Here is a 19104-nt window from a genome sequence, read left to right as displayed (position 1 = left end):
CAGCGCGATGCCCTTGATCTAGGACTGGCCGAGGATCTTCTTCGCCGCGCGAAGATGCGGCTTGTCGATCATCTGGCCGTCAAGCCGCAGCGTTCCGGAGTTCGGATTGCTCGCGAACGCCGCGATCACCTTCTCCGCCCAGCTGCGCTCGGCTTCCGTCGGCTCGAATGCCGCGTTGACGACATCGACATGCTTGGGATGGATCAGCGCCTTCGCCGAAAACCCGTCGCGCCGCGCCGCCCGGGTTTCCTGCTCGAGGCCGGCCAGATTGTCGATGTCGGTATAGACAGTGTCGATCGGCGCGACCTCGGCCGCGGCGGCTGCCATCAGGCAGAGATCGCGCGCGAGGCGATAGGGACTGTGGAACACGCCGCCCGAGGACTTCTCTGTGGCACCCAAAGAGGCGGAGAGATCCTCCGCGCCCCACATCAGGCCGGCGAGGCGAGGGGAGCAGCCCTTGTAGCTGCCGAGCCCGAAGATCGAGCCGGCGGTCTCCGTCGCGACGCAGACGATGCGGGTTGCGCCGACCGTGATGCCGGCCGCCGCCTCGAGTGCTTCGAGCCAGGTCGCGACCTGCCGCACATCGTCGCCGCCTTGCGATTTCGGCAGCACGATGCCGTCGGGCCTGCCCGGCATCACCGCGGCGAGATCGGCCAGCGTCATGCCGGTGTCGAGCGCGTTGACGCGGACATAGAGCTGGTGTGGGCCGGGACGGCTCTTCAGCATCGCCAGCGTCAACCCGCGTGCTTCCGCCTTCTTCTCGGTGACGACGGAATCCTCGAGATCGATGATCAGCGCGTCGGCCTTGCCTTCGCTCGCCTTCTCGAATTTGCGCGGGGAATCCCCCGGCACGAACAGCATCGAACGCATCAGACCGGCCTCTTGTGCATCATCGCCATGCGGCGGCATTTTCCGACGATCTCGTCGTTCTGGTTCAGGGCGTGGTGCTCGAACTCGACGATGCCCGCTTTGGGGCGCGATTTGGATTCCCGCAACGAAAGCACCTTCGTCGTCGCCCGCAAGGTGTCGCCATGGAAGACCGGCTTCGGAAAGGTGACGTCGGTCATGCCGAGATTGGCGACGGTGGTGCCCATGGTCGTATCATAGACCGTCATGCCGATCATGATGCCGAGGGTGTAAAGGCTGTTGAAAATGCGCTGGCCGAACTCGGTCTTTTCGGCGAAATGCGCGTCGATATGCAGCGGCTGCGGGTTGAGCGTCAGCAGGCTGAACATGGTGTTGTCCATCTCCGTGACGGTCCGGGTCAGCGGATGCCTGAACTCCTGGCCCACGGAAAAGTCCTCGAAATAAAGTCCGGCCATCGCGATTTCCTCCCTGTATCGTGCGGTTTGGCTGGCGCTGCCGTTAAGGCGGCGCCGCCAGATGAACTGCTTTCTGCTGCGCGAGCGCCTCGATCTCGTCTGCCGAGAAGCCGGCCTCGTGCAGAATGTCGCGGCCATGCTGGCCGAGCGTCGGCGCCGGGCCGGCCGGCTCCGGCTGGGTCACGCTCCAGGTCGAAGGCACCCGCATCTGGCGGATGCGGCCTTCCACGGGGTGATCGACCGTCCTGAAGAAGCCGACCGCGTTGAGATGCGGATCGTCCAGAATCGTCTCCAGGGTGTGCATCGGCATCACCGGAATGTCGGCGTGCTCCAGCAGCTCGCGCCACTCCGCGGTGGTGCGGGTGAGGAAGATGTGGCCGATCTCCTCATAGATCTCGTCGATATGTTTCGTGCGTGACGCGTGGTTGGCGAAGCGCGGCTGCTGCAGGAATTCCGGCTGCCCGATCGCCTCGAAGAAGCTGCGCCAGTGCTTGTCGTTGTAGATCAGGACGCAGAGATAGCCGTCGCTGGTCTTGTAGGGCTTTCGGTAGCGCGAGAGCAGGCGGACATAGCCGCCATGGTCGAGCGGCGGATCGTAGGTGAGGCCGCCGAGATGATCGACCAGCACGAACTCGGTCATCGATTCGAACATCGGCACGTCGATGCGCTGGCCCTGGCCGGTGCGCTGCTGGTGCATCAGCCCGCCCATGATGGCGTTGACCATCATCAGACCGACGACGCGGTCGGCGATGGTCACAGGGACGTAGCGCGGCGTGCCGTCACCGGCGGCCGCGAGCAGCGTCGGAATGGTCGCTGCGCCCTGGATCAGATCGTCGTAGGCGGGCTTTGCGGCGTAGGGGCCGGATTGGCCGTAGCCGAAGGCGCCGACATAGACGAGGGCGGGATTGACCGCGGCCAGCGTCTCGTAGTCGAGGCCGAGCCGCGCCATCGCCTGCGGGCGCACATTATAGACGAGCGCGTTGGCGCGCCTCGCCAGCCGCAGCAGCGTGTCGCGGCCTTCCGTCTTCTTGAGGTCGAGGACGATGCTGCGCTTGCCGCGATTGGCGTTGTGAAACATCCCGCCCATGCCGGGCGTGCGGCCGGGACCGATCTGGCGGACAATGTCGCCCTCGGGGCTTTCGACCTTGATGACATCGGCGCCCATGTCCGCCAGCACCTGGGTGCCGTACGGGCCCATCAGGACGGAGGTCAGGTCGAGAACGGTGAAGCCGGCGAGCGGTCCCATGGGGCCTCGTTGGGTGCATTCATATTCGTGGAGTTAGAATTCATAAATCTGAGGTGTCAATTCGACCGTCCCGATGTTCCGTGCATGGGCCCATGCATAGTTCATATACTTGACTTATAAATTCACGTATATGTACATTTTCCTCAAGCAAGAAGTGGAGTGAGGGCCGGACGGATGGCAGCCGAAGGCTGCCGCCTTCGGCATGGGACGCGTCAGGGAGAACGAAATGAAGAAGAACAAGGTCTGGGCCGCAGCAGTGTTCGCGCTCGCGCTGCCGGTCTCGACGTTTCAGGCGCAGGCGCAGGCGCTGGAGCTGAAGGTCGCCGATAGCTTCCCCGCCGGCCACTATCTGGTTCGCCTGCTGCTCAAGCCCTGGATGGACGACGTCACCAAGCGCACCAATGGCGCGGTAACCTTCACCTATTATCCGAACCAGCAGATCGGCAAGGCCGCCGACATGTTGCGGTTGACGCAGTCCGGTGTGGTCGACATCGGCTACATCGGGCCGTCCTACGTCTCCGACAAGATGCCGCTGTCGGAAGTCGCGCAGTTGCCGGGGGCCTTTGAGACGAGCTGCCAGGGCACGCTCGCCTATTGGAAGACCGCGCGCGAAGGCGTTTTGGCCAAGCAGGAATACGCGCCGAACAAGATCAAGCTGCTGTTCGAGGTGGTGCTGCCGCCCTATCAGGTGTGGACCGCAAAAACCAAGGTCGACACGACCAAGGACATGCAGGGCCTGAAGCTGCGCGCCACCGGCGGCGCGCAGGATCTGACATTGCGTGCGCTCGGCGCCGTGCCGGTGCGCATGGCGGCGCCCGATGCGTATGAATCACTGTCGCGCGGTACCATGGACGGCCTGCTGTTCCCGATGGAGAGCGTCGTGGCCTATGGTCTGGACAAGCTGGTCAAGCACGCCACCGAAGGCGTCAGCTTCGGCAGCTTCATCGTCGCTTATTCCATCAACCAGTCGGTCTGGGACAAGCTGCCCGACGACGTGAAGAAGGCGATGAACGAGGCGTCCGAGGCGATCGAGCCGACTGCCTGTGCCCAGGTCGACAAGGAGACGGAGACCACCAGGAAGCACCTTCAGGACCAGGGCGTCAGCTTCGAGCCGCTGCCGGAGGCGACGCGTGCCGAGATGAAGGACAAGCTGAAGGGCGTCGGCAAGGAGTGGGCGAGCGGGCTCGACAGCCGCGGCAAGCAGGCGTCCGCCGCGCTGAAGGAGTTTGAAGATCTGCTCGCCTCCGGTGGCGCCAAGTAACCGTCCATGAAATACGGCAAAGGGAGGCGCTGGAGGTGATCAAGCGGGCGGGAGATGTGCTCGGCGCGCTGGAGCGCGCGCTGACGGTGATCGCGGTGTTGTTCCTGTTCGTGATCATGCTGCTTGTCGTGACCGACGTGTTCATGCGCTACGCGCTGAACCGTCCGTTTGCCTTCACCTATGATCTGATCGGCCTCTATCTTCTGGCCGGCGTGTTCTTCTTCACGCTGTCGGACGGGTTGCGCGAGCATGCGCATGTCGGCGTCGATATCCTCCTGTCGCGCTTCTCGCCGGCGGGACGGCGACTGTCCGAGATCATCACCGCGCTTGCCGGCCTGTTCGTGTTCGTCCTGATCTGCAAGGTCGGGTTCGAGCGTGCGCTGGAGAATTACGAGCAGCACGACGTGCTGGCCGGTGCGATCGCCTGGCCGACCTGGATATCGGCGGCGCTGGTGCCGTTCGGCTGCGGCGTGCTGGTGCTGCGGCTGGCGCTCCAGCTCGTCGGCAATGTGCTGAGCCTCGTCAGCGGGCGCGACCTCTATCCGCTGCCGCCGGTGACCGGCGTCGGCGAAACGCGAAGCTTTGAGTAACGGCAGGCATCCATGACACCTTTCATCGTTCTCGCCCTGCTGTTCGGCCTGCTGGCACTCGGCACGCCCGTCGGCTTCGCAATGGCCTTCTCCGGTTCGGTCGGCCTCGTGATGGTCGGCGGTTGGGGAACGCTGTTCGGCATCCTGCAAACCGCGCCGCTCTCGACTGTCTCGTCCTACGAGCTGATCACCATCCCGATGTTCCTGCTGATGGCGGACCTCGTGCTGCTGTCGGGTGTCGCGGACGACCTGTTCAAGACGGCGTCGGCCTGGGTCGGGCGCATTCCCGGCGGGCTCGGCATGGCGACGGCACTTGCCGGCGCAGGTTTTGGCGCGATCTGCGGCACCTCGACGGCGTCCGCCGCGACGCTGTCCTCGACCAGCCTTCCCGCGATGATCCGCCAGGGCTATGAGCCCAAGATGGCCGCCGGCGTGGTCGCGATATCAGGCACGCTGTCGATGCTGCTGCCGACCAGCGTCGCGCTCGTCATCTTCGGCCTGCTCGCCGAGGTGAACATCGGCAAGCTCCTGATCAGCGGCATCATCCCCGCGATCCTCGTCACCATCACCATCATGGCCACGATCTACTTCCTGGTCTGGCAGGATCCTTCGCGCGCGCCCGCCGCGAAATCGGTGCCGTGGCGCGAAAAATTCGCGCTGTTGTGGCAAGTCTCTCCGATGGTGGTGCTGTTCTCGATCGTGACGGGCACGATCTATCTCGGCGTCGCCACGCCGACGGAGGCTTCCGCCTTCGGCGCGTTCGGCGCCTTCCTGCTCGCGATCGGCAAGGGCAAGATCACGCCGTCATCGCTTTACCGGACGCTGCTGCGGGCCTGCCACGGCACCTGCATGATTATCATGATCCTCGTCGGCGCCTCGATCTTCGGCTACTTCTTCACGCTCACCCACGTCACGCAGGACCTCGTCGCCTGGATCGGCAGTCTGCCGACTTCGCGCTGGGTGATCATCACGCTGATCCTGTGCGGCTACATCGTGCTCGGCTCCTTCATGGACCAGATCGCGATCCTGGTGCTGACCGTGCCGATCGTGCTGCCGCTGATCAAGACGCTCGGCTTCGATCCGATCTGGTTCGGCGTCATCAAGATCGTCACCGCCGAGGTCGGCATGATCACGCCGCCGGTCGGGCTGAACTGCTTCATCGTCGCCCGTTATGCCAAGCGGCCGGTGGCGGAAGTGTTCCACGGCACTTTCCCGCATTTCATCGCCCATCTGATCGCGATCGCGATCCTGGTGGCGTTTCCGAGCATCATTCTCTGGCTGCCCTCGCAGATGGGGCGCTAGGATCGGAGCCCTGGCGGCTCCCAATCAGGAGATCGAGAACATGGATTTCGCGCTCACCGATCAGCAGGAAGCCATTCGCGATGCCATCGCCAAGATCTGTGAAGGCTTTCCCGATGCCTACTGGTTGAAGAAGGACCACGACGGCGGCTTTCCGCACGATTTCCACAAGGCACTGGCCGACGCCGGCTGGCTCGGCATCTGCGTGCCGGAGGCCTATGGCGGCTCGGGGCTCGGCATCACGGAAGCGGCGATCATGATGCGTACCATTGCCGAATCCGGCGCCGGCATGTCCGGCGCCTCCGCCGTGCATATCAACGTGTTCGGGCTCAATCCTGTCGTCGTGTTCGGCACCGAGGAGCAGCGCAAGCGCATGCTGCCGCCGATGGTCGAGGGCCGCGAGAAGGCGTGCTTCGCCGTCACCGAGCCCAATACCGGCCTCAACACCACCCAGCTCAAGACCCGCGCGGTGGCCAAGAACGACCGCTACATCGTCAACGGCCAGAAGGTCTGGATCTCGACCGCGCAGGTCGCGCACAAGATCCTGCTGCTGGCGCGCACCACGCCGCTGGAAGAGGTGCGCTCGCCCACCCACGGCCTCAGCCTGTTCTACACCGACTTCGACCGCAAGAAGATCAAGGTCCACGAGATCGAGAAGATGGGCCGCAAGGTCGTCGATTCCAACGAGCTGTTCTTCGAGGATTTCGAGATCCCGATGGAGGACCGCATCGGCGAAGAGGGCAAGGGCTTCCAGTACATCCTCGAAGGCATGAACCCCGAGCGCATCCTGATCGCGGCGGAAGCCGTCGGCCTCGGCAAGCTCGCGCTGTCGCGCGCGACCGAATACGCCAAGACCCGCGTCGTCTTCAACCGCCCGATCGGCAAGAACCAGGGCATCCAGCATCCGCTCGCGGTGAACTGGGTCGAGCTCGAGGCGGCCTGGCTGATGGTGATGCAGGCGGCCTGGCAATACGACAAGGGCTTGCCCTGCGGGGCCGGCGCGAATGCCGCGAAATATTTCGCAGGCGAAGCCGGCTACCATGCCTGCGAGCAGGCCGTGATGACCCATGGCGGCTTCGGCTATGCCAAGGAGTTCCACGTCGAGCGTTATCTGCGTGAAGTGCTGATCCCGCGCATCGCGCCGGTCAGCCCGCAGCTCGCGCTCAGCTTCATCGCGGAAAAGGTGCTGGGGCTGGCGAAGTCGTACTAGGTTGCCCGCGGATCGGTCGGGAGGATTGCCGATGCCCGAGGACAGCTCGCCGATCGATTTTGCCGGCCTGGTCCGGAACGATGATCTGGTCGTGTGCGGGCAGGCGACGGCGGAGCCGGTCACGCTGACGGAAGCGCTGATGGCGCAGGCAGCACAGCTTCCGCCCTTCCGCATGATGATCGGGCCAGTGTTCTCGGAGACGTTTTCGGCGTCGTGCGCGGGAAATGTGTCGTTCCAGAGCTACGGCGTGATCGGCAATTCGCGGCGGCTCGCGAAAGCGGGGCGGCTCGACGTGATCCCGAGCAATTACAGCGCCTTCTGTGCCGACTTCGCGGCGCGCCGCTACAAGGCCGATGTCGTTCTGGTGCAGCTTGCGGAGCTCGAAGGGCGGCTCAGCGCCAGCCTCTCCAACGACTACGTCATCGATGCCGCGCGCGGCGCACGCCTCGTCATCGCCGAGATCAATCCGGATACGCCCTTTACGTTCGGCGCCGAATGGCCGGAGGATGTGCCGATCCATGTTCGCGTGGCAGCCCGCAGGCCGCCGGTTGAATTGGCCTCGACGCCGCTCGATGACGTTTCGCGCCGCATCGCCGCGCATGCGGCAGGCCTGATCGCCGACGGCAGCACGCTCCAGTTCGGCGTCGGCCGAATTCCGGATGCGATCCTGTCCTCGCTGTCGCATGCGCGCCGTCTCGGCATCCATTCCGGCCTGATCAACGATGCCGTCGTCGACCTGATCGAGCGCGGCGCGGTGACGAATGCTGAGAAGGGCATCGATGTCGGCATCACTGTCACCAACCAGGTGATCGGGACCCGGCGGCTCTATCGCTTCGTGCACGAGAACAAGGCGGTCGCGGTGCGGCCGACGTCCTATACGCACGGCCAGAACGTGCTGGCGCGGATCAACCGGCTGGTCGCGATCAATTCGGCGCTTCAGGTCGGCCTCGACGGCAGTGTCAATTCCGAGACGCTGAATGGCGTCGCGATCGGCGCCATCGGCGGGCAGCTCGATTTCGTGCGCGGCGCCAACGCCTCTCGCGGCGGAAGGGCGATCATCGCGCTGCCGGCGACGGCCTCCGACGGGACCAGCCGGATCGTCGCTGACGTCGAGACGGTGACGACACCGCGCGCCGATGTCGATGCCATCGTCACCGAATGGGGCGTTGCGGAGCTGCGTGGCTGCGGCCTTGCCGAGCGCGCGCGCCGCATGATCGCGATCGCGGCGCCTGAGCATCGCGACGCGCTTTCGGCGCGGCTTCGCGGGCCCGCGCGCTAGCTCAGTTCATCATCGCGAGCGTCCATGACGAGATCGTCGAGGAGGTGGCCGGCCTATTCGGCGGCAATCCGCTCCATCGCCATGGCACGAAGCCGGGCGCGCTGGATTTTCACACCGTTGGCGCTGTCGGTGACGGGGAAAGCATCGACGACATAGATTCGTGCCGGCACCTTGTAGCCGGCGAGCCGCTCGCGCAGGCGCGCGACCAGCATCTCCTGTTGAGGCGGCTCCCCTGCTGGAATCACAAAAGCGACGCAGCGTGCGTTTCCCTTCAGGTCGACCGCGACCGCCTGGGCGTCGGCAACACCTGCGCAGGACTTGAGCTCGTCCTCGATCTCGCCGGGCGCGACAAGGAAGCCGCCGAGCCGCATCGCATCGCCCGCGCGGGTCTCGTAGACGAAGGAGCCGTCGCCGCGCAGCCGGCCGATGTCGCCGGTGCGGAAGAAGCCGTCCGCGGTAATCGCGTCGCGCGTGGCGTCGGGATTGTTGAAGTAGCCGAGGAAGCGTGACGGCGCGCTGATCTCGATCTCGCCGGAGACGCCGGGAGCTGCGAGTTCGCCGGTCTCGGTGTCGCGCACGCGGACCCTGGCCTCCGGCGACATCGGCCAGCCGCCGCCCTCGATCCGGTCGGCGAACGCGTCGCTGGCGCGGCCGATCGAGAACAGGGCCTGCACCTCGCTCGAACCGTAGAGGCCGTAAAGCGGCATGCCGCGCGCCTCGGCCTCCGCGGCAAGCTCGCGCCAGCCGGGCTGGAACGCGGCGAAGCCGAACACCTCGGCACGGAGGAAGGGCTGGGCCACGTCGGTGAGGGCGAGGATGCGGCGAAACATCTCGTCGGAGCCGAAGGCGTGGGTGATCTCATGCTCGCCGAGGATCTTCAGCGCCGGCGCCGCTTCGAAGGCGTCGAGCACATGGATGGTCGCGCCCGCCGCGATGAAGCCGAGCAGGCTCGTCATGCCGAAGGTGCCGCAGAACGGCAGCATGGCGAGGAGCGAATGGTTTTGCGGCGCGAGGCTTAGCGCCCTGGCGACGGCGGCGGCGTGCGCGGCCAGCGTCCGCTGCGAATGCGCGACGAGCTTCGGTCCCTTGGTCGTGCCCGACGTGGTGTAGAGCAGCACGGGGAGGTCGACGTCATCCTGGGCGGGCGGGGCCGGCGGATAGGGTTGGTCGAACGCATCGAACCGTACACACGGCCAGTGCGCCGGGATCGTATCCGCGCCGACCACTGCAAGCTGTCGCAGCGCGGGCACCTCGTCCTTGGCGATATCGGCGAGGATGGCGGCAAAGTCGATCGAGCGGAACGCGGCCTCGACCACCATCAGCCTGGCGCCGGACAAGCGAAGCAGATGGGCGACTTCCGCGCTGCGGTAGCGGGTATTGACGGCGGAGACGATCGCACCGAGGCGGGCGGCGGCGAACAGCAGCGCGACCCATTCGATCCGGTTGACCAGCCAGACCGCGACGACGTCGCCCTTGCCGACACCCTGCGCAGCAAGCCAGGCCGCGGTCTTTTCGATATTTGCCGAGAATTCCGCGCGCGAGACCGGCGTGCCGTCGAACACGAAGGCGGGATCCGCGAAGGCCTCGGTGCAGATCAGCGATTGCAGCGAAAATTCGTTGGAGCTCATGGCGCCCGGAGTAACCCGATCGCGCAAAACTGTCTACTTGGTGCCGAACATCCGGTCGCCGGCATCGCCCAGGCCCGGCACGATGTAGCCGTGGTCGTTGAGCCGCTCGTCGATTGCGGCGGTCCAGATCGGCACGTCGGGATGTTCGCTCTGGAACTGCGCGATGCCTTCCGGCGCGGCCAGAAGGCACACGAAGCGGATGTCGCGGGCGCCGCGGTTCTTGAGCAGGGACGCGCCGGCGCAGGCCGAGTTGCCGGTCGCCAGCATCGGGTCCATCAGGATCACGGTGCGGTCGGACAGGTCCTGCGGCGCCTTGAAGTAATATTCCACGGCCTGCAATGTTTCGGGGTCGCGGTAGAGCCCGATATGGGCAATGCGCGCCGAGGGCATCAGCGCCAGCATGCCGTCGAGGAAGCCGACGCCGGCGCGCAGGATCGGCGCCAGCGTGAGCTTCTTGCCGGCGATCTTCGGCGCCCGCATCGATGCGATCGGCGTCTCGATCTCGACCAGCTCCAGCGGCAGGTCGCGCGTCACCTCGTAGCCGAGCAGCATCCCGATCTCGTTCAGGATCTCGCGAAAGCTCTTGGTCGAGCGGTCCTTCTCCCGCATCAGCGAGAGCTTGTGCTGGACCAGAGGGTGGGCGACGACGTTGACGCTGCTTGTGCTCATGAAACCGCTCTACACGGTTCCGTGAAATTGCGCCAGATCGGCCGGGTATTTTCCGCGGGATACGTGGCCTCAAGCCGGCATCGCGACCTCCTTGCGGGCACGGCTGCTCGCCTCGTAGGCAGCCATGGTCAATTCACGCTCGATCGCCGTCCGCATGGCATCCATGGCCGGCTGGCGCAGGCGCTTGCCGTGCTCTGCACGTCGGCGCTCCAGGGCGCGCTGATCCAGGCGCGCGTCGAACGCAGCGGCCGGCCGATCGAGGTCACGGCGGCGGAACTGGCGCGTGAAGCGGTAAAGGCTAGACCCCGAGCCCCCGCGCGACGAGCGTGATCACGATCGTCAGGACCGCGCCCCAGACCAGGCTCAGCGTCATGGTCAGGATCGTCGTGGTGACTGCGTGCTCGAGATTTCCCTTGAGGAGCTGCACGCTACTTGTCCGGGGCGGGCGCCGCGCCGATGCGCATGCCGAGCAGCAATGCTCCCATCAACACAACCAGGATCGCGATCTTGAGCTCGATCATGTCCGCCGTCTCGCGGTCACGCGTGCAAGAAGCTGCCTCGCTCCCTCCGCGAGCACAATCAGCGGATTGCCGCGGTTCTCGATGTCGAGCTCGAAGGTCTCGGCGGGAAACACCAGCGCGCACCGCGCCGGCGCGCTCTGACGGTTGGCGAAATCCACCGCCGAGCTCTTGAACAGGAACAGGCCGCCGACACGTCCGTTCGCTTCGCGCACCACCCAGAGGCCGGCGCTGTTGCGTCCAATGAAGAACGCGGGAATGGCGGCGCTGACGACATCCGGATCGAGTGGCTTGAGCGCCGCCGCCTGCCTGGTATCGGGGCGGCGACGGGAAGCCTGAAGCGCAATTGCGGCCATGGCGGCTTCCTCACACATCTGCAAGGTCATAGGGGCCTCCCTGCGGGTCAGCCGTGCATGTGCCAGACATAGATTGCGGTCCTCAGCGCGATCAGCGCGGTGAGCACGCTACCCATCGAGAGCAGCGTCAGTGTGCCGAGAGCGAAACCTTTGAGCTGCGCCTTGCGTGCCTCGGAGATGCGCGCCGAACGCCCAGGCACGAAGGGGCGGTCAAGGCCATGTGTCAGGATCGACATTTTTTCAGTCCTTATCCGGAGTGGCGAGACGGCCGCTCCGATCTGTCCCGTATGATGGCCACCGCTGCGTATGATTGCGAGGTGACCGCCGCAGTTGCCGTATAGGAAAGTCATAAAGGCGCCGGCGGTCGCGCCAGCAGTCCTCTGAAGAGGTTCTGGTCGCGTTTCGGTTGCGGTTTGGATCGCGCAGGCTTCGAACGCGCCAGCCCGACGGCGGCGACGAAGGCGAGCCGCAGCCGCGGCTCCTCGATCTGCTTGCAGAAGCAGTCCAGGGTCGCCTCCGCGTCTTGCTGCCGGCCGTCGATGGCCGCGCAGAGACGGGAGCTGGTGCGCCGGAAGAAGTGCAGCGAGTCCTCGCCGCTGCGCCGGCCGCCGAGACGATCGAGTTCAACCGCGAGTGCGGCGACATTGTGCCTGTCGGAGTCGCTCAGCGTCACGGCAAAGCGCAGGATCGCCAGCTGCCAGGCGCCGAGCAGCCTCCGATGATCTTCAACTGATGGCGGCATGCGAGATCCGAACGACTGCGCGAGGCGTCAGGCGCCGACGCGGTCGATCAGCTCCTCGTCGGCGATCGCGGCGAAGGCGCGTACCACCTCCCGCTGCGCGGCCGCGTCCAGCGGCACGATCGGCAGCCTCGTCGCCGGCGACATCAGGCCCAGCACGCTCAGCGCGCCCTTGAGCGCCGCCGGGCTGTCCTTGGAGAGGCAGGTGATGAGCGGGATGAGGCGCCTGTGCAGGTAACGTGCCGATTGCAAGCGGCCTTGCCTGACCTGCGAGAAGATCATGCGGCACAGATCGGGGGCGATGTTGGAGACTTCCGAGATCGCCCCGTCGCCGCCGCTTGCGATATAGCCGAAGGCGGAGACGTCGTCGCCGGAGAGCAGGCGAAAGCCGGCCGGGAGCAACCGGGCGAGGCGCATCGGACGGGTGATGTCGCAGCTTCCATGGCGCAGGCCGACGAATTGACGGGACTCGACGAGACGCACCAGCGTCTCGTCGGCGAGCGGGCGCAGCGTGCGGGAGGGAATATCGTGCAGGATCACGGGCAAGCCGGTTGCACCGGCGATGGCCCGGAAATGCGCGAGCATCCCCTCCTGCATCGGCTTGTTGTAGGCCGGCACCACCGCCATCACGGCATCGGCGCCGGCGGCCTCCGCGCGCCGCGCGAGCGCGATGGCCTGGCTGGTCGCGTTCGACATCGCGCCGGCGATGATCCGCACCCGGCCGCGGGCGACGTCCACCGCGGCGCGAATGACGAGCTCCTGCTCGGCCGGGGAGAGCGTCGGCGCCTCGCCGGCCGTCTCGCAGACCACGATCGCGGGGACGCCAGCCGCGATCTGGCGCTCGCAGAGCGCGGTGAACGCCTTGAGATCGATTGTGTCAGCCGCGTCGAACGGCGTCGGCAGGTCCGGAATGAAGCCCGTGAACCAGGCAGAGGGAGGAGTGAACATGGCGTTTTCGCGGGATGGCGCCGGCTCAGGCGGCGCGCCGCGAGACGATGGCGTTGGGGCTCTTGCCCATGTCGAGCTCGATCTCGCGCGGCAGCTCGACGATGGTCTCCGGATGCTGTCCGTTCTCGAACAGCGCATATTTGACGGCCTGGGCGCGGCTGACGAACAAGCCGCCATAGAGGCCGTTCTGCTCCTGCGCGACCCATTGTCCCCGGCGGTTGCGGCCGATAAGGACGATGGTTGAGGTGGAGGTGGACGAGGGAGGGTCGACGAGTTTCACGGATGTATTCCTTCTGAACGACGCCGGCGCGGGATGCATGTCCCTGCCTGCGCGCTCAATATCCCGTCTCGCGAATATGATTTCGAGGGCGGGTGCGCGGTGATCTCATAGGAAGGTCATAAAGCCGACCGCTCAGGTCACATCATTGGCAATGTGGACCAGCGCGAAGAGCGCACCGAATGCAGCAGCTTCGTCCCAATGATTGAGGGCAGGGCCGAACAGCGCTTCGCGTCTGACGAGGCCGGCGAGCGCGCACAGGATGATCGACATCCAGAGCAGAACGGCAAGGCTTCGGCCGAAACCGATGCTACCGAATGCGGCAAAGGCGGCGAGCAGCGCGATGCGGACGGCGAAGCGTGCGATCACGCGCGCCGGGCTCAGCTTGTGCGGCATGTCCGGAGCTTGCGACAAGGTGTGAACCCGTCAGGCTGCTCTAGCCGAAATTGTCGCAGGCGACCGGCTCGTAGAGCGGATCCGGCACAGGACGAACGGAGGGAACGCTCGGCCGCGATACGTCCACGGCCAATGCCCGGACCTCGACGAAGGCCGACAGCAAGGCCAGTGCGAGGTCGGCGTGGCGTGCCTCGACCGCAGCGTCGAGCCAGTCCGGCAGCTCACGCTCGCGCGAGAGCGCGCAGTGCCACTCGCCCTCGTCATAGGCAATGCGGCGGACCTGCCATAGCGGCAGCTCGAGCTCGATCAGCGCCAGCGCCGCATCGGCCCAGGCCTCGGCGTCGATCAGGCGCATGACGCGCGTGGTGCGTTCGTTCTGGCCGAGCGAGGGGATGCGCCGGCAAGCATAATCGATGACGTCGTGCATCAGCGGTCGCGTCATCGCCGGCGCCGCGTGAAGCCGCTGGCTGAGGGATGGTGGGTCGAAACGTCGGAGAGCGGCGGTCATGTCAGGCCTCCCGGAGTTGGCGTCGGTCAGTCGGCCGGCATTGCCAAGATGGCCGGGAAGGCATTTGAAAACGAGATGGGGATCGGGCGAGAGATATAGGGATTTCATAAGTGCCCGGATTCTTCCGTGTAAGACCGACAGATCCTCGCCTGCCGTCTCGGTCGTAGGTGGAGGCTTATAGAAGCAGGGCTTTTTGAAAAGACCTTGGCCTCGGCCCGCCGTAACAACGGGAGGCGAAAGCGTTGGTGGATTGCGTCGCTGCGCGGCCTGCCTGGAACGATCGCCTGGAATGCGTCGTCCGTGTCACACGGCCGGCGGCTACGACGGGCCGGCCTTTATGAGATTCCTATAACGTCGCCATAGGCCTCATCTCGAAAACCTATGTGCGCGGTGGCACTTCGGCGCGGTGACGTTTCCCGGCCGGGAGAGACACGTGTTGCATTCGCCCGCAGCAAGCGGCCCGCCGGCGGGCAATGCCGGAGATCGTCTCGCATTGAGGAGTATCGCCATGATGGACATTCTGATGCTGGCGCTGGGCTTCGTCTTCTTTGCCCTCGCGATCGGCTACACCTACGCCTGCGAACGGCTGTGATGGAGCACACCATGATTTTCGATTATGCGCTCGCCGGTGCCGTCTCGTTCGGCCTCCTGTTCTACCTCACTTATGCACTGCTGCGGCCCGAGCGGTTCTGAGCCGTGCTGCTGCTTGCCGAATTGCTGCTGGCCGACGTCGCACTCGTCGCGGGCCTGCTTGCGCTACTCCTGCCACTGTTGCGGCGGACACAAAGCCTGAAGGGTTAATGCCATGACCATGATCGGTTGGCTCCAGATCATTCTTTTCTGCGTCATTATCGTCGCGCTGACCAAGCCGCTCGGCTGGTACATGACGCGCGTGTTCAACGGCGAGCGGACCTTCCTGTCGCCGGTGCTGCGTCCGATCGAAGCCGGGATCTACTGGATCTCCGGCGTCGATGAGAGGCGCGAGCAGCATTGGCTGACCTACACGGTCGCCATGCTGCTGTTCCATGTCGGCGGCTTCCTGGTCATCTACGGCGTGATGCGGCTCCAGGCCGTGCTGCCCTTCAATCCGGCCGGGCAGTCGGCGGTGGCGCAGGATCTCTCCTTCAATACCGCGATCTCCTTCATCACCAACACCAACTGGCAGAACTACGGCGGCGAGAGCACGCTATCCTATCTCGTGCAGATGCTCGGCCTGACGCACCAGAACTTCCTGTCGGCGGCCACCGGCATCGCGCTGGCGATGGCCCTGATTCGCGGCTTCTCGCGCGCCTCGGTGCGCACGGTCGGCAATTTCTGGGTCGACGTGACGCGCTGTACCCTCTACGTGTTGCTGCCGATCTGCGTCGTCTACACGCTGTTCCTGGTCTGGCAGGGCATCCCGCAGACGCTCGGCGACTATGTCGAGGCCACCACGCTCGAAGGCGCCAAGCAGACCATCGCGGTCGGCCCGGTCGCCTCGCAGGTCGCGATCAAGATGCTCGGCACCAATGGCGGCGGCTTCTTCAACGCCAATGCCGCGCATCCCTTCGAGAACCCGACGGCGCTGTCGAACTTCGTGCAGATGCTGTCGATCTTCGCGCTCGGGGCCGCGCTCACCAACGTGTTTGGCCGCATGGTCGGCAACCAGCGCCAGGGCTGGGCGATCCTCGCCGTGATGGGCGTGCTGTTCGTCGCCGGTGTCGCGGTCACCTACTGGGCGGAAGCCAACGGCACCTCGACCATGCATGCGCTGGGCCTGACCGGCGGCAACATGGAAGGCAAGGAGGTCCGCTTCGGGCTCGTCGCGTCCTCCCTGTTCGCCGTAATCACGACGGCCGCCTCGTGCGGCGCCGTCAACGCCATGCATGACAGCTTTACCGCGCTCGGCGGCATGATTCCGCTGATTAACATGCAGCTCGGCGAGATCATCGTCGGCGGCGTCGGCGCAGGCCTCTACGGCATGCTGCTGTTCGTCGTGCTCGCGATCTTCGTGGCCGGCCTGATGGTCGGCCGCACGCCGGAATATGTCGGCAAGAAGATCGAGGCGCGCGAGGTCAAGATGGCGATGCTCGCGATCCTGGTGCTGCCGCTGATGTATCTCGGCTGGACCGCGGTCGGTGTGGTCTATCCGGCGGCGGTTGCCTCCATGGCGAATGCCGGCCCGCACGGTTTCACCGAGGTGCTCTATGCCTTCACGTCGGCGACCGGCAACAACGGCTCGGCCTTCGCGGGCCTGACCGGTAACACCCTCTTCTACAACCTCACGCTGGCAAGCGCGATGTTCGTCGGCCGCTTCTTCATGATCGTTCCGGCGATGGCGATCGCGGGCTCGCTCGCCGCCAAGAAATCGATCCCTCCGTCGGCGGGCACCTTCCCGACCACGGGCGGGCTGTTCGTCGGCCTTGTTGTCGGCGTCATCCTGATCATCGGCGGCTTGACGTTCTTTCCGGCCCTCGCACTCGGCCCCATCGTCGAGCACCTCGCGATGAACGCCGGCCAAGTCTTCTGACCGCAAGTCTTCTGATCGACAAGTCTTCTGATCGACAATCTTCCGATTGGTTTGGAGTGACCTCCATGGATACGATGAAACTGCAAAAACGTGCTGCCGTATCGGCGATGCTCGATCCCAGGATCGTAGTGCCCGCGATCCGTGCCTCCTTCACCAAGCTCGATCCGCGACTGATGGTGAAGAATCCCGTGATGTTCGTGGTCGAAATCGTGGCCGCGCTCACCACCGTGATCTTCCTGCGCGACCTCGTCACCGGTGGCGCGAATCTCGGCTTCACGTTCCAGATCATCCTCTGGCTCTGGTTCACCGTGCTGTTCGCGAACTTCGCCGAGGCGGTCGCCGAAGGCCGCGGCAAGGCGCAGGCTGAATCGCTGCGCAAGACCCGTACCGAGAGCCAGGCCAAGCTGCTCACCGGCACCGGCCAGGCCTTCAAGCTGGTTCCGGGCACGAGCCTGAAGGTCGGCGACATCGTGCTGGTCGAAGCGGGGGACACCATTCCCTCCGACGGCGAGGTGATCGAGGGCGTCGCCTCCGTCAACGAGGCCGCCATCACCGGCGAATCCGCGCCCGTCATTCGCGAGTCCGGCGGCGACCGCTCGGCGGTGACCGGCGGCACGCAGGTGCTGTCGGACTGGATCCGCGTCCGCATCACGGCCGCGCAAGGCTCGACCTTCATCGATCGCATGATCAAGCTGGTCGAGGGCGCCGAGCGGCAGAAGACGCCGAACGAGATCGCGCTCAACATCCTGCTCGCCGGCCTCACCATCATCTTCGTGTTCGCCACCGTCACGATTCCGAGCTATGCGGCCTATGCCGGCGGCTCGATCTCGGTGGTCGTGCTGGTCGCGCTGTTCGTGACGCTGATTCCGACCACGATCGGTGCGCTGCTGTCGGCGATCGGCATTGCCGGCATGGACCGCCTGGTGCGCTTCAACGTGCTGGCGATGTCGGGCCGCGCCGTCGAGGCGGCCGGCGACGTCGACACGCTGCTGCTCGACAAGACCGGAACGATCACGCTCGGCAATCGTCAGGCGACCGCGTTCCGCCCCGTTCGCGGCGTGACCGAGCAGGAGCTGGCCGACGCAGCCCAGCTCGCCTCGCTCGCCGACGAGACGCCGGAAGGCCGCTCCATCGTCGTGCTGGCGAAGGAGAAGTACGGCATTCGCGGCCGCGACATGGCCGAGCTCGGGGCGACCTTCATCCCGTTCACGGCGCAGACCCGCATGAGCGGCGTCGATGCCGGCGGCGCGTCGGTGCGCAAGGGCGCGGTCGATGCCATGCTGAACTATGTCGGAGGCGGCGCGCCGCTGGCGGTGGCTTCCGGCAACACCGCACGGGCGATCCAGCCTGCGGAGCTCTCGGAGGTCGGCCGCGAGATCCAGATCATCGCCGACGAGATCTCGAAAGCCGGCGGCACGCCGCTGGCCGTCGCGAAGGACGGCAAGCTGCTCGGCGTCATCCAGCTCAAGGATATCGTCAAGGGCGGCATCCGCGAGCGCTTTGCCGAGCTGCGCCGCATGGGCATCCGCACCATCATGATCACCGGCGACAACCCGATGACGGCCGCCGCGATCGCGGCGGAAGCCGGCGTCGACGATTTCCTGGCGCAGGCAACGCCCGAGGACAAGCTCAAGCTGATCCGCGACGAGCAGGCCAAGGGCAAGCTGGTGGCGATGTGCGGCGACGGCACCAATGATGCGCCGGCGCTCGCCCAGGCCGATGTCGGCGTCGCAATGAACACCGGCACGCAGGCGGCCCGCGAGGCCGGCAACATGGTCGATCTCGATTCCAACCCGACCAAGCTGATCGAGGTGGTCGAGATCGGCAAGCAACTGCTGATGACGCGCGGCGCGCTGACCACGTTCTCGATTGCCAACGACGTCGCAAAATACTTTGCGATCATCCCGGCGATGTTTTTGGCGTTCTACCCGCAGCTCAACGTGCTCAACGTCATGAACCTGTCGAGCCCGCAGAGCGCCATCCTGTCGGCGATCATCTTCAACGCGCTTGTCATCATCGCGCTGATTCCGCTCGCGCTGAAGGGCGTCGCCTACCGCGCCGTCGGGGCCGGCGCACTGTTGCGACGTAACCTGCTGATCTACGGGCTTGGCGGCATCGTCATTCCCTTCATCGGGATCAAGGCGATCGACCTTGTCGTCGTCGCCTTGCACCTGGCCTGATCGTTGTCATGCGAGGAGCAAATTCTCTCTGTCATTCCGGGGCGCCTCGAAGAGGCGAACTACGGTGCGCAATTGCGCACCTGAGAATCTCGAGGTTCCGGGTTCGATGCCTTGCATCGCCCCGGAACGACGACAGAGATGCTTCGCTCGCAATGACGAAATAACTGGA

22 protein-coding genes are annotated in these 19104 nt (G+C 65.4%); 9 read left to right on the top strand and 13 right to left on the bottom strand.

Translation table 11 applies throughout. From position 1 onward, the window contains the following. Nucleotides 1-18 precede the first annotated feature (18 nt). Genes WN73_RS03395 through WN73_RS03385 form a run of 3 tightly spaced genes read right to left on the bottom strand, consistent with a single transcriptional unit; the run spans nt 19 to nt 2568 of the window. Nucleotides 19-870: an HpcH/HpaI aldolase/citrate lyase family protein gene (locus WN73_RS03395; protein WP_271551422.1), complete on the bottom strand. Its 852-nt coding sequence runs from the start codon at nt 868-870 to the stop codon at nt 19-21. After that, nucleotides 870-1385, bottom strand: coding sequence for a MaoC family dehydratase (locus WN73_RS03390; RefSeq protein ID WP_323922755.1), 516 nt, complete (start codon nt 1383-1385; stop codon nt 870-872). The genes WN73_RS03395 and WN73_RS03390 overlap by 1 nt, the downstream gene beginning before the upstream one ends. Next, nucleotides 1366-2568, bottom strand: a complete 1203-nt coding sequence (locus tag WN73_RS03385) for a CaiB/BaiF CoA transferase family protein (RefSeq protein WP_211434259.1) — start codon at nt 2566-2568, stop codon at nt 1366-1368. Before WN73_RS03385 ends, WN73_RS03390 begins: the two co-directional genes overlap by 20 nt. A gap of 226 nt (nt 2569-2794) precedes the next feature. Between WN73_RS03385 and WN73_RS03380 the strand changes: the two genes are divergently transcribed. From WN73_RS03380 to WN73_RS03360, 5 genes are read left to right on the top strand one after another with little or no spacing between them, the layout of a single operon-like run. Continuing rightward, complete coding sequence (locus WN73_RS03380) at nt 2795-3829, top strand: TRAP transporter substrate-binding protein (protein ID WP_271551421.1); 1035 nt, start codon at nt 2795-2797, stop codon at nt 3827-3829. A gap of 35 nt (nt 3830-3864) precedes the next feature. After that, nucleotides 3865-4419 carry a TRAP transporter small permease gene (locus tag WN73_RS03375; RefSeq protein WP_271551420.1) on the top strand — a complete coding sequence of 185 codons (555 nt, stop codon included), beginning with the start codon at nt 3865-3867 and terminating at the stop codon, nt 4417-4419. Between the two features lie 12 nt (nt 4420-4431). After that, entirely contained in the window at nt 4432-5721 is a 1290-nt protein-coding gene (locus WN73_RS03370; protein ID WP_271551419.1) for a TRAP transporter large permease, read from the top strand. Between the two features lie 40 nt (nt 5722-5761). Then, nucleotides 5762-6928, top strand: a complete 1167-nt coding sequence (locus tag WN73_RS03365; RefSeq protein ID WP_028174522.1) for an acyl-CoA dehydrogenase family protein — start codon at nt 5762-5764, stop codon at nt 6926-6928. Nucleotides 6929-6959: 31 nt separating this feature from the next. Beyond that, entirely contained in the window at nt 6960-8207 is a 1248-nt protein-coding gene (locus WN73_RS03360) for an acetyl-CoA hydrolase/transferase family protein (RefSeq protein ID WP_271551418.1), read from the top strand. Nucleotides 8208-8260: 53 nt separating this feature from the next. On the opposite strand, the gene WN73_RS03355 is transcribed toward WN73_RS03360, so the two are convergent. The 10 genes from WN73_RS03355 to WN73_RS03310 form a co-directional block, all read right to left on the bottom strand. Then, on the bottom strand, nt 8261-9835 hold the full coding sequence (locus WN73_RS03355) for an AMP-binding protein (RefSeq protein WP_271551417.1): 1575 nt from the start codon (nt 9833-9835) through the stop codon (nt 8261-8263). Nucleotides 9836-9868: 33 nt separating this feature from the next. Next, nucleotides 9869-10504: a uracil phosphoribosyltransferase gene (gene upp / locus WN73_RS03350; protein ID WP_028174525.1), complete on the bottom strand. Its 636-nt coding sequence runs from the start codon at nt 10502-10504 to the stop codon at nt 9869-9871. A gap of 298 nt (nt 10505-10802) precedes the next feature. Continuing rightward, nucleotides 10803-10931 (bottom strand): hypothetical protein, encoded by a 129-nt coding sequence (locus tag WN73_RS03345; RefSeq protein WP_018641127.1) that lies wholly within the window; start codon nt 10929-10931, stop codon nt 10803-10805. Nucleotides 10932-11021: 90 nt separating this feature from the next. After that, nucleotides 11022-11408, bottom strand: a complete 387-nt coding sequence (locus WN73_RS03340; RefSeq protein WP_011089526.1) for a hypothetical protein — start codon at nt 11406-11408, stop codon at nt 11022-11024. Nucleotides 11409-11425: 17 nt separating this feature from the next. Continuing rightward, complete coding sequence (locus WN73_RS03335) at nt 11426-11614, bottom strand: hypothetical protein (protein WP_028174527.1); 189 nt, start codon at nt 11612-11614, stop codon at nt 11426-11428. Between the two features lie 110 nt (nt 11615-11724). Further along, nucleotides 11725-12120 carry a hypothetical protein gene (locus WN73_RS03330; protein ID WP_271551416.1) on the bottom strand — a complete coding sequence of 132 codons (396 nt, stop codon included), beginning with the start codon at nt 12118-12120 and terminating at the stop codon, nt 11725-11727. 27 nt (nt 12121-12147) lie between these two features. Beyond that, nucleotides 12148-13065: a 4-hydroxy-tetrahydrodipicolinate synthase gene (gene dapA, locus WN73_RS03325; RefSeq protein ID WP_271551415.1), complete on the bottom strand. Its 918-nt coding sequence runs from the start codon at nt 13063-13065 to the stop codon at nt 12148-12150. A gap of 25 nt (nt 13066-13090) precedes the next feature. Beyond that, on the bottom strand, nt 13091-13345 hold the full coding sequence (locus WN73_RS03320) for a hypothetical protein (RefSeq protein WP_271551414.1): 255 nt from the start codon (nt 13343-13345) through the stop codon (nt 13091-13093). A gap of 132 nt (nt 13346-13477) precedes the next feature. Next, entirely contained in the window at nt 13478-13738 is a 261-nt protein-coding gene (locus tag WN73_RS03315; protein ID WP_271551413.1) for a hypothetical protein, read from the bottom strand. Nucleotides 13739-13778: 40 nt separating this feature from the next. After that, nucleotides 13779-14246: a hypothetical protein gene (locus WN73_RS03310; protein WP_271551412.1), complete on the bottom strand. Its 468-nt coding sequence runs from the start codon at nt 14244-14246 to the stop codon at nt 13779-13781. A 433-nt stretch (nt 14247-14679) separates the two neighbouring features. Between WN73_RS03310 and WN73_RS03305 the strand changes: the two genes are divergently transcribed. The 4 genes from WN73_RS03305 (at nt 14680) to kdpB (ending at nt 18935) form a co-directional block, all read left to right on the top strand. Continuing rightward, nucleotides 14680-14838: a hypothetical protein gene (locus WN73_RS03305; protein ID WP_162185871.1), complete on the top strand. Its 159-nt coding sequence runs from the start codon at nt 14680-14682 to the stop codon at nt 14836-14838. A gap of 11 nt (nt 14839-14849) precedes the next feature. Then, the gene (locus tag WN73_RS03300) at nt 14850-14939 is read left to right on the top strand and encodes a K(+)-transporting ATPase subunit F (protein ID WP_038965694.1); all 90 of its coding nucleotides are present in this window, start codon (nt 14850-14852) and stop codon (nt 14937-14939) included. 112 nt (nt 14940-15051) lie between these two features. Further along, nucleotides 15052-16755: a potassium-transporting ATPase subunit KdpA gene (kdpA, locus tag WN73_RS03295; RefSeq protein WP_011089518.1), complete on the top strand. Its 1704-nt coding sequence runs from the start codon at nt 15052-15054 to the stop codon at nt 16753-16755. A 65-nt stretch (nt 16756-16820) separates the two neighbouring features. After that, a complete protein-coding gene (gene kdpB, locus WN73_RS03290; RefSeq protein WP_271551411.1) occupies nt 16821-18935 on the top strand; it encodes a potassium-transporting ATPase subunit KdpB in 2115 nt (704 codons plus the stop codon). The last annotated feature ends 169 nt before the right edge of the window (nt 18936-19104 follow it).

Origin of the sequence: Bradyrhizobium sp. CCBAU 45394, assembly GCF_028128655.1 — a bacterium.
Classification (GTDB): domain Bacteria; phylum Pseudomonadota; class Alphaproteobacteria; order Rhizobiales; family Xanthobacteraceae; genus Bradyrhizobium; species Bradyrhizobium diazoefficiens.
This window is presented reverse-complemented; position numbering and strand designations above follow the sequence as displayed.